We start from the raw sequence: 7,916 nt of genomic DNA on the forward strand, positions 1-7,916 counted from the left end.
TCTCCACGGATCGTCGCCGAGCTGGCCGCCAGACACCCGGAGCGCGGCGTCCCAGGCGGCACCGCCGCCAGGACGAGCCACCGGCCGGCCGGTCGTCTCGGTTCGCGGAATCTCCGTCCCGAAAGGTGGGCGGGAGGCGTAACCTCGGTGGGAGTCGGATCGCCCCGCAGGGGAGAGGCAGGAGTGCAGAGAGATGGCGACACTGAGGTCCCGTACCGTCACCCATGGCCGTAACGCGGCGGGAGCCCGCTCCCTCCTTCAGGCCGCCGGGGTAGATCGGGCGGACTTCGGAAAGCCGATCATCGCCGTGGCCAACAGCTTCACCGAGTTCGTGCCGGGCCACACCCACCTCCAGCCGGTGGGGCGGATCGTGTCCGAGGCGATCAAGGAGGCCGGCGGCATCCCCCGCGAGTTCAACACGATCGCGGTGGACGACGGCATCGCGATGGGGCACGGCGGCATGCTGTACTCGCTGCCGTCCCGCGACCTGATCGCCGACTCCGTCGAGTACATGGTGGAGGCGCACTGCGCGGACGCGCTGATCTGCATCTCCAACTGCGACAAGATCACCCCCGGCATGCTCATGGCCGCGATGCGGCTGAACATCCCGACGGTCTTCGTCTCCGGCGGTCCGATGGAGGCCGGGCAGACGACCCTGGTGGACGGCACGGTCCGCAAGCTGGACCTGGTCAACGCCATCGCCGACGCCGCGGACGACAGCGTCTCGGACGAGGACATCCGCCGCATCGAGGACAACGCCTGTCCGACCTGCGGCTCCTGTTCCGGCATGTTCACGGCCAACTCGATGAACTGCCTGGTGGAGGCCATCGGTCTCGCCCTCCCGGGCAACGGCTCGGTGCTCGCCACCCACACCGCGCGCCGCGCGCTCTACGAGGAGGCCGGCCGCACCGTCGTCCAGCTGGCGCACCGCTTCTACGACGAGGACGACGCGACGGTGCTGCCGCGTGCCGTCGGCTCGCGCGCCGCGTTCGAGAACGCGATGGCGCTGGACGTCGCGATGGGCGGCTCCACCAACACGGTGCTGCACCTGCTGGCCGCCGCGCAGGAGGCCGGTCTCGACTACGGCCTGAAGGAGATCGACGCGCTCTCCCGCCGGATGCCCTGCCTGACGAAGGTGGCGCCGAACGGCAAGTACTACATGGAGGACATCCACCGCGCCGGCGGCATCCCCGCCATCCTGGGCGAGCTGTACCGGGGCGGGCTGCTCCGCGAGGACGTGCACACCGTGCACAGCCCCTCGCTCGCCGACTGGCTGAAGAGCTGGGACATCCGTGGCGGTTCCCCGTCGCCCGAGGCGGTCGAGCTGTTCCACGCCGCGCCGGGCGGCCGGCGTTCGGCGACCGCGTTCTCGCAGTCCGAGCGCTGGGAGACGCTGGACACCGACGCCGAGGGCGGCTGCATCCGCGACCTCGCGCACGCCTACTCGACCGAGGGCGGCCTGGCCGTGCTCTACGGCAACCTGGCGGAGGACGGCTCCGTGGTGAAGACCGCCGGCGTCGACGAGTCGATCTGGACGTTCGAGGGCCCGGCGGTGGTGCTCGACTCCCAGGAGGACGCCGTCGCCGCCATCCTGAACAAGCGGGTCAAGGAGGGCGACGTGGTCGTCATCCGCTACGAGGGCCCGCGCGGCGGCCCCGGCATGCAGGAGATGCTGCACCCCACCTCGTTCCTCAAGGGGCGGGGCCTGGGCAAGAAGTGCGCGCTGGTCACCGACGGCCGGTTCTCCGGCGGCACCTCGGGCCTCTCCATCGGCCACTGCTCGCCCGAGGCGGCGGCCGGCGGCACCATCGCGCTGGTCAGGGACGGCGACCGGATCCGGATCGACATCCCGACCCGGAGCCTGGAACTGCTCGTCTCGGACGAGGAGTTGGCGGCCCGCCGCGCCGAGCTGAACGGCCGCTACGTTCCGGCCGACCGCGACCGCAAGGTCTCGCTGGCGCTGCGCGCCTACGCCGCCATGGTCACCAGCGCGGACAAGGGCGCCGTGCGGGACGTGAGCAAGCTGGAGGGCTGAGGCCCCCGCCGCATCGGCCCCCGTCAGCCCCGGTGGCGTTCGAGCAGCTTCGCCAGCCGCTCGACCGTGGCCGGGGCTTCGCGTCGCAGGGTGGCGGTGTCCAGGCCCTCGTCGCCGAGCACCGTCAGCAGCGCGTTGTCGCCGACCGCGAGCACCACGGCGTGGCCCGCGGTGCCGCGCAGCACGATCTCCTGGAGCCCGCCGGCGCCCACCTCGTGGGTCGCGCGCCGGCCGAGGCCCAGCGTGGCGGCGGAGAGCGCGGCCACCGACTCCGGGTGCACGCCGGACGCGTCGGCGGCGACCAGCAGGCCGTCCACGGTCGCCACCACCGTCTCGGTGACGCCCATCACGCGTTCCCGCAGGGAGCTCAGTTCTTCGGCCAGCGCGGCTGGTTCGGGTGCGGCGGGGTGGCTCATGGCGTGCTCGCTTCCGTGTCGTGACGTGCTGTACGCCCGCTTCAGCGACCTCGGTCGGGCAGGTGCCCGCCCGGAGTGCGGCGCGGTAGCGGGAATCCGAGGGGCAGCGGTGGGGGCGGAGCGCCGCCGACGTCGGTGCGGGGGCCGAGGCCGTCGCCCAACGGGCTGGTGGAGGTGGGGAGTTCGACGGTCACCAGGTGGCGGGCGCGCATCCGGCTCAGGTCGAGCAGCACCGGGAAGACGCCGCGCCCCAGCGCGAAGGCCAGGTCGCGGACCGTGCGGCGGCCGTTGACGAAGCGCAGGATCTCCCGGTAGCGCGGGGGCAGTGGATCGGAGGCGAGCGCGGGGGCGTGCACCCGGCCGCGCACGAGCTCGGTGGCGCTCCCCCAGAGCCGGGGGAGCAGGGTGAGTCGGCGGCCGGTCTCCTGGGAGAGCGCCTGTGGCTCGACGCCGGGCCCCGCGGTGACCTGGGGCGGCAGCGCGGACTCGGCGACGTCCCAGCCGCCCGGGGCGGTGAGCGCGAGCGCGAAGGCGGCGTCGTGCACGGCGGCCGCGCACACCACCTCCAACTCGACCGCGCCGACCAGGCCGTGCTCGACCAGCGTCACGCCGACGGGGTCGCTCGGGCCGGCCGTGGCGCGCGCCGCCGACCAGGCCTCCTCGTCGATCCGCCCGGACTTCAGCAGCAGCGACTCGACGGGCGGCGATCCCGGGGTGTCGATCGCGGTCACCCGGCCGGCGCGCAGGTGGATGGTGCCGCCCGGGGCACCGGAGACGACGACGGCGCCGGTGAACTCCCGGTCGCGCAGCCGCCGTAGCAGCCCGGAGACGTTGCGCGAGGGGGGCGGGGGGCCGGCGTCGGTCATGCGAGCACCTCGCCGGCGCGCTCGGCGATCTGCCGCATGGCCAGGGCCAGATTGGTGCGCTCCCGGTCCAACACCGTCGTCAGCAGCACGGCGTCACCGCGCCGCTCCACCACCTGCGTGACATGGTGCCGGCGTCGGCTGGTGATGATCACGCTCTCCAACTCACCGGTGGCGCCCGCCTGGTTGAGCCGCTCGGCGAGGAGCCCGGTGAGGTCGGACAGCTCGATGCCGCCGCCCGTGCCCTCCCACTCGCCGACGGCGCCGTAGGTCAGCCCGGTCACGGCGTCCACCAGGGCCGCGCCCAGCACCCCCGGCAGGCTGAGGATCTCGGAGAGGGACGTGTCGAGCGTGCGCACCGTTGATCCTCAATCCCTTCACTTGCGATCCTCGGCAGAGTACTTTATTTCGAAACCTACGCAACCTTGACCGTAGTTGATGTTTTGTTACCGCATCTCCGTAGCCTTCGACGAAGGCGACGCGTCCGCGAGAGAGAAGCAAGATGAACATTGAGTCAGCGCTGAAGGAAGCCATGGCGGTCGAGGGGGCCATCGGGGTCGCCCTGGTCGACTACGAGAGCGGCATGTCGCTCGGCACCATCGGCGGGGGCGGCGTACTCGACCTGGACATCGCGGCCGCCGGCAACACCGAGGTGGTGCGGGCCAAGATGCGGACCCTCGCCACGCTCGGCATCGACGACACCATCGAGGACATCCTGATCACCCTCGGCGACCAGTACCACGTCATCAGGCTGCTGCCCACCGACCGCGGCTCGCTCTTCCTCTACCTCGCGCTCGACCGCTCCCGCGCCAACCTGGCGCTGGCCCGGCACAGCCTCAAGCGGGTCGAGAACCACCTGGAGATCTGAGCCGGCGCCGCGGGCCGCCGGCTCACCCCAGTTCGTCGAGGCGGGTGGCGTACAGCGTGTTGCCGATGGTCACCACATAGGCCAGGCCGTCGTCCGTGACGACCGGCGGCGGCGCCCAGGCGTCGCTGCCGGCGCCCGGCGTGCCCGGGTGCGGCTCGCCCACCGCGAGCCGCGTGCCGTCCGCGACCGCCACCTGGTGGAGCCGGCCGTCGCCGTCGGAGAAGTACAGCGCGTCGCCGGCGACGGCGAGCGCGGAGGTGGTCTCCGCGTCCAGGTCGACCGACCAGCGCACCTCGCCCGCCGCCATGTCCACGGCCGTGATGCCGCCGGCCGTGTCGTTGGCGTAGGCGATGCCGTCCGCCACCACGGTGCGCGGCTCGGCGGCCGAGTCGAGCGTGGTGCGGCTCCAGGAGCGGTCGCTCAGGTCGAGCCGGTGGAGCGCCGCGACCACCGGCACGTCCGGGTCCCACTCCTCGAAGTACGCCGCCTCCGCGTCGATCCCCACCGGTTCGAGCAGGCCGGCCACCTCCGGCGGCGGCCCCACGGACGTCGGCCACTGCTCCCGACCGGTCCCGTCGAGCAGCGTCAGCTCCAGCGGGAAGCCCTCGGACTCCGCGCGGCTCAGCGCCAGGACCCGGTTCCGGTCCCGGTCCGCGAGCACGTTGGTGAGATAGCGGCCGGGGACCTCCCAGGAGCCCACCGGGTCCGGGGAGCCGAGGGCGTAGAAGCGCAGGGTGCTGTCGCCGTTCTGCAGCACCAGGCTGTCCTCGGTGGCGGCCGTCGGGTTCATCAGCTCGGGCGCGTCGATCTCCCACAGCTCGTCGCCGCTCGCCAGGTCCAGCGCCACCAGACCCTTGTCCGACGGGGCGTAGACCACCTCCCCGACCATGAGGGCGCCGGGGCCGCCGGCCGAGTCGCGCGGCGGAAGGTGGCGCCAGCGCTCGGTGCCGTCCGGGGCGAGGAGCACGGTCACGTCGGAGCCGGCCGAGCAGAGCAGGTCGCCGGCGGCCGCCGGGGCACAGGCCAGGCCGGCGATCGCCGCGTCCTGCACGCCGAAGTCCCGCCAGTCCACCTCCCACGGCGTGAACGCCGGCGCGGTCGGCGCGTCGGCCGACGGGCCGGGCGCCGAGCCGTCGTCGGGGTCCGCCCCGCCGTCGCCGCGGTCCGCGGCCAGCAGCACGCCGGCGCCGGCCGCCGCCAGCACCGCCAGGGTGGCCGCGCCCACCGCGAGCCGCCGACGCCACCGACGCGACCGCCGCCGTCCGGCCGGAGGACTCCCGCCGTCGTCGTCCCGCCGCGCGCTCCGCCAGACCTCCGAGTCGCGCACCACCGCGGCCTGCGCCCTGGTGTCCGCGAAGGACGCCATCCGCAGCAACGACGCCACCGCCGGCCGCCGGTCGGGATCCTTCGCCAGACACATCGACACCAGGTCGCGCAGCGCCGGCGGCACGTCGCCCAGGTCGGGCTCCTCGTGGACCACCCGGTAGGCCACGGCCAGCGGATCGCCGCCCGGCAGCCCACCGGCCTCGAACGGGCTGTGGCCGGTCGCCGCGAACGCCACCACCGCGCCCAGCGCGAACACGTCGGCCGGCGTCGACACCTCGGCGCCGCCGGTCAGCTGCTCGGGCGCCATGAACGGCGGCGAGCCGAGCACCGCGCCGTCCTCCGTCAGCCGGTGACTGTCGCTCAGTGCCCGGGTGATCCCGAAGTCGATCACCCGCACCCCGTCCTCGGCCAGCAGCACGTTGCCCGGCTTGAGGTCCCGGTGCACCAGGCCGTGGCCGTGGATCTCGGTCAGCGCCTCGGCCAGCTGCGCGCCCACCCTGGCCGCCTCGCGGGCCGGCAGCGGGCCGTGCTCGGCGATCCGGTCGGCGAGCGAGCCGCCGGGCACGTAGAGGGTGGCCAGCCAGGGCGGATCGCCCTCCGGATCGGCGTCCACGACGGGCGCGGTGAACGCGCCGCTGACCCGCCTGGCCGCCGCCACCTCGCGCCGGAACCTGGCCCGGAAGCCGGGATCCTCGGCGTACTCACGGCGAATCACCTTGATCGCCAACTGCCGGCCGGCGACCGTCCTGGCCAGGTAGACCACGCCCATCCCGCCGCTGCCCAGCCGGCGTTCGAGCACGTACTCGCCGAGCCGCTCGGGCGCCGAACCAGGCGCCGAACCGTGGTTGTCCGTCATGGCAGCTCCCCCGGTGAGCCCGCGAATGCCGGGAATCAGCGTACTGGGCCCGCACCACTCGTCCGGGCCACGGCCATAATCGACCGCATGTCCACTTCTGCCGCGCATGCGCCCGACCCGTCCGTCGCCGACGAGGAGAACGCCCCCAGGCCGGAGCCGATCCGGTTCTACGGCACCCGCTGGGTCGACCGCTCCGGCGGCTACGCCCTGCGCCGGGTGCTGCTGACCGGGGCGGCCGGCCTGGGAGCCGTGACGGGCGCGCTGGCCCTGTGGATCCTCTACGCCGGCGTCGCCGACGGTTCCCCCACCTGGCTCGGGTCGCTCGTCCTGCTGGCGCTGCTGCTCTGCACCGCCATCGCCTTCACCCGCGCGTGGGTCGGCTACACGCGGCCCCGCTCTCCCGACGCGATCGAGGAGAGCGCGTTCCGCAGCATCAAGGTCGTCGGCTTCGTCGGCGTGCTGCTGGCCTACGGGCTGCGCGGCACGATCGAGGCGCCGGGCGAGGGGCTGCGGCGCGCCGACTACCAGGCCGCGGTCGCCCGGCACCGGCGGCTGACCGGCAAGCGGTCCGGCAACCCGGCCCGCCGCAGAGGATCTCGGCGCCGCTGACAGGTGTCAGCTCTCATTGACAGGTGCCGGTGTCCGCTGAGAGGCTGCACCCACAGACCCGGGAACGGCGAGGGGACCTCTCGATGAACGACCCGACGCGGGACCACGGCGACGAGGAGCCGGCACCGATCGGCGAACAGCTGCTGAAGGTGCTGGCCGCACTGGGCCACCCCCAGCGCATGCGGATCGTCGCGGCGCTCGCCGAGGAGCGGAACTACGTCAGCCGGCTGGCCCGCGAGATCGGCATGAGCCGCCCCCTGCTCCACATGCACCTCCAGCGGCTCGAGGCCGCCGGCCTGATCACCGGCTCCCTGGAACTGTCCGAGGACGGCAAGGCCATGCGGTACTTCGAGGTCGCGCCGTTCCTCTACGAGCTGACCCCGCGCACCGTCGCCGCCGCGGCCGATTCCCTGCGGCCACAGGCCCTGCGGCCCGAGTCCGCGGCACGGAGAGAAGAAGAGGAAGCACAGTGAACGACTCGATGGTGACGCTGGCCGACGACCCGGCCGGCGTCTGGGCCGCCGGACTCGGCGTCGGGGGCCTGTTCCTCCTGCTCATCGTCGTCGTCTGGCAGTTCGCGGCCACCTGGCGCGCCCGGATGCTCGCCACCCGGGAGGACGAGTACAAGCGGCTCGCCGTCAAGTACGCGGAACTCCTGGAGGACAACACGGAGATACTCCGCCGCTACACCGACGAGCTGACCGAGACCCGCCGCTCGGTCGCCTCCATGGAACGCATGCTGCGCGAACTCGACTGACCGCGTTCGACTTCGACTGACCGTGTTCGACCGACTGCGTTCGACTGGCGGCCGGCCGGCCTGGGGAGATGACCGAACATGACCCCTCACCCCGGCTTCGGCTCGGCCGAGTTCGCGACGTCCTTCAACACCGTGGCCGCCGAGTACGCGTCGTCCCGCCCCGACTACCCGCCCGCCCTCTACGAC

9 protein-coding genes are annotated in these 7,916 nt (G+C 73.4%); 5 read left to right on the forward strand and 4 right to left on the reverse strand.

Going from position 1 to position 7,916, the window contains the following annotated elements; genetic code table 11:
• Window positions 1–193 precede the first annotated feature (193 nt).
• The gene (gene ilvD, locus E1283_RS27385) at window positions 194–2,035 is read left to right on the forward strand and encodes a dihydroxy-acid dehydratase (RefSeq protein ID WP_132820842.1); all 1,842 of its coding nucleotides are present in this window, start codon (window positions 194–196) and stop codon (window positions 2,033–2,035) included.
• Between the two features lie 23 nt (window positions 2,036–2,058).
• On the opposite strand, the gene E1283_RS27390 is transcribed toward ilvD, so the two are convergent.
• From E1283_RS27390 to E1283_RS27400, 3 genes are read right to left on the reverse strand one after another with little or no spacing between them, the layout of a single operon-like run.
• Window positions 2,059–2,451, reverse strand: a complete 393-nt coding sequence (locus E1283_RS27390) for a roadblock/LC7 domain-containing protein (protein ID WP_132820843.1) — start codon at window positions 2,449–2,451, stop codon at window positions 2,059–2,061.
• Window positions 2,452–2,492: 41 nt separating this feature from the next.
• The gene (locus tag E1283_RS27395; protein WP_132820844.1) at window positions 2,493–3,317 is read right to left on the reverse strand and encodes a hypothetical protein; all 825 of its coding nucleotides are present in this window, start codon (window positions 3,315–3,317) and stop codon (window positions 2,493–2,495) included.
• The gene (locus tag E1283_RS27400) at window positions 3,314–3,673 is read right to left on the reverse strand and encodes a hypothetical protein (RefSeq protein ID WP_132820845.1); all 360 of its coding nucleotides are present in this window, start codon (window positions 3,671–3,673) and stop codon (window positions 3,314–3,316) included. The genes E1283_RS27395 and E1283_RS27400 overlap by 4 nt, the downstream gene beginning before the upstream one ends.
• 143 nt (window positions 3,674–3,816) lie before the next feature.
• On the opposite strand from E1283_RS27400, the gene E1283_RS27405 reads away from it, so the two are divergent.
• A complete protein-coding gene (locus E1283_RS27405; RefSeq protein ID WP_132820846.1) occupies window positions 3,817–4,182 on the forward strand; it encodes a hypothetical protein in 366 nt (121 codons plus the stop codon).
• Between the two features lie 22 nt (window positions 4,183–4,204).
• Here the strand turns inward: E1283_RS27405 and E1283_RS27410 are convergent, their stop codons facing one another.
• Window positions 4,205–6,364, reverse strand: coding sequence for a protein kinase domain-containing protein (locus tag E1283_RS27410; protein ID WP_165956259.1), 2,160 nt, complete (start codon window positions 6,362–6,364; stop codon window positions 4,205–4,207).
• 87 nt (window positions 6,365–6,451) lie between these two features.
• Here E1283_RS27410 and E1283_RS27415 point away from each other — a divergent pair, with 87 nt between their 5' ends.
• The 3 genes from E1283_RS27415 (at window position 6,452) to E1283_RS27425 (ending at window position 7,730) form a co-directional block, all read left to right on the forward strand.
• Window positions 6,452–6,973 (forward strand): hypothetical protein, encoded by a 522-nt coding sequence (locus tag E1283_RS27415; RefSeq protein WP_132820848.1) that lies wholly within the window; start codon window positions 6,452–6,454, stop codon window positions 6,971–6,973.
• An 83-nt stretch (window positions 6,974–7,056) separates the two neighbouring features.
• On the forward strand, window positions 7,057–7,446 hold the full coding sequence (locus E1283_RS27420) for an ArsR/SmtB family transcription factor (RefSeq protein WP_132820849.1): 390 nt from the start codon (window positions 7,057–7,059) through the stop codon (window positions 7,444–7,446).
• Complete coding sequence (locus tag E1283_RS27425; RefSeq protein ID WP_425086238.1) at window positions 7,443–7,730, forward strand: hypothetical protein; 288 nt, start codon at window positions 7,443–7,445, stop codon at window positions 7,728–7,730. Before E1283_RS27420 ends, E1283_RS27425 begins: the two co-directional genes overlap by 4 nt.
• The last annotated feature ends 186 nt before the right edge of the window (window positions 7,731–7,916 follow it).

The sequence above is a fragment of the Streptomyces hainanensis genome (genome assembly GCF_004348415.1).
GTDB classification, from domain to species: domain Bacteria; phylum Actinomycetota; class Actinomycetes; order Streptomycetales; family Streptomycetaceae; genus Streptomyces; species Streptomyces hainanensis.

What these genes read in the sequence shown, in the direction of transcription:
- E1283_RS27415 (WP_132820848.1), top strand. Translation starts at nt 6,452, where the DNA reads ATGTCCACTTCTGCCGCGCATGCGCCCGACCCGTCCGTCGCCGACGAG.
- E1283_RS27405 (WP_132820846.1), top strand. Translation starts at nt 3,817, where the DNA reads ATGAACATTGAGTCAGCGCTGAAGGAAGCCATGGCGGTCGAGGGGGCC.
- ilvD (WP_132820842.1), top strand. Translation starts at nt 194, where the DNA reads ATGGCGACACTGAGGTCCCGTACCGTCACCCATGGCCGTAACGCGGCG.
- E1283_RS27420 (WP_132820849.1), top strand. Translation starts at nt 7,057, where the DNA reads ATGAACGACCCGACGCGGGACCACGGCGACGAGGAGCCGGCACCGATC.
- E1283_RS27390 (WP_132820843.1), bottom strand. Translation starts at nt 2,451, where the DNA reads ATGAGCCACCCCGCCGCACCCGAACCAGCCGCGCTGGCCGAAGAACTG.
- E1283_RS27410 (WP_165956259.1), bottom strand. Translation starts at nt 6,364, where the DNA reads ATGACGGACAACCACGGTTCGGCGCCTGGTTCGGCGCCCGAGCGGCTC.
- E1283_RS27395 (WP_132820844.1), bottom strand. Translation starts at nt 3,317, where the DNA reads ATGACCGACGCCGGCCCCCCGCCCCCCTCGCGCAACGTCTCCGGGCTG.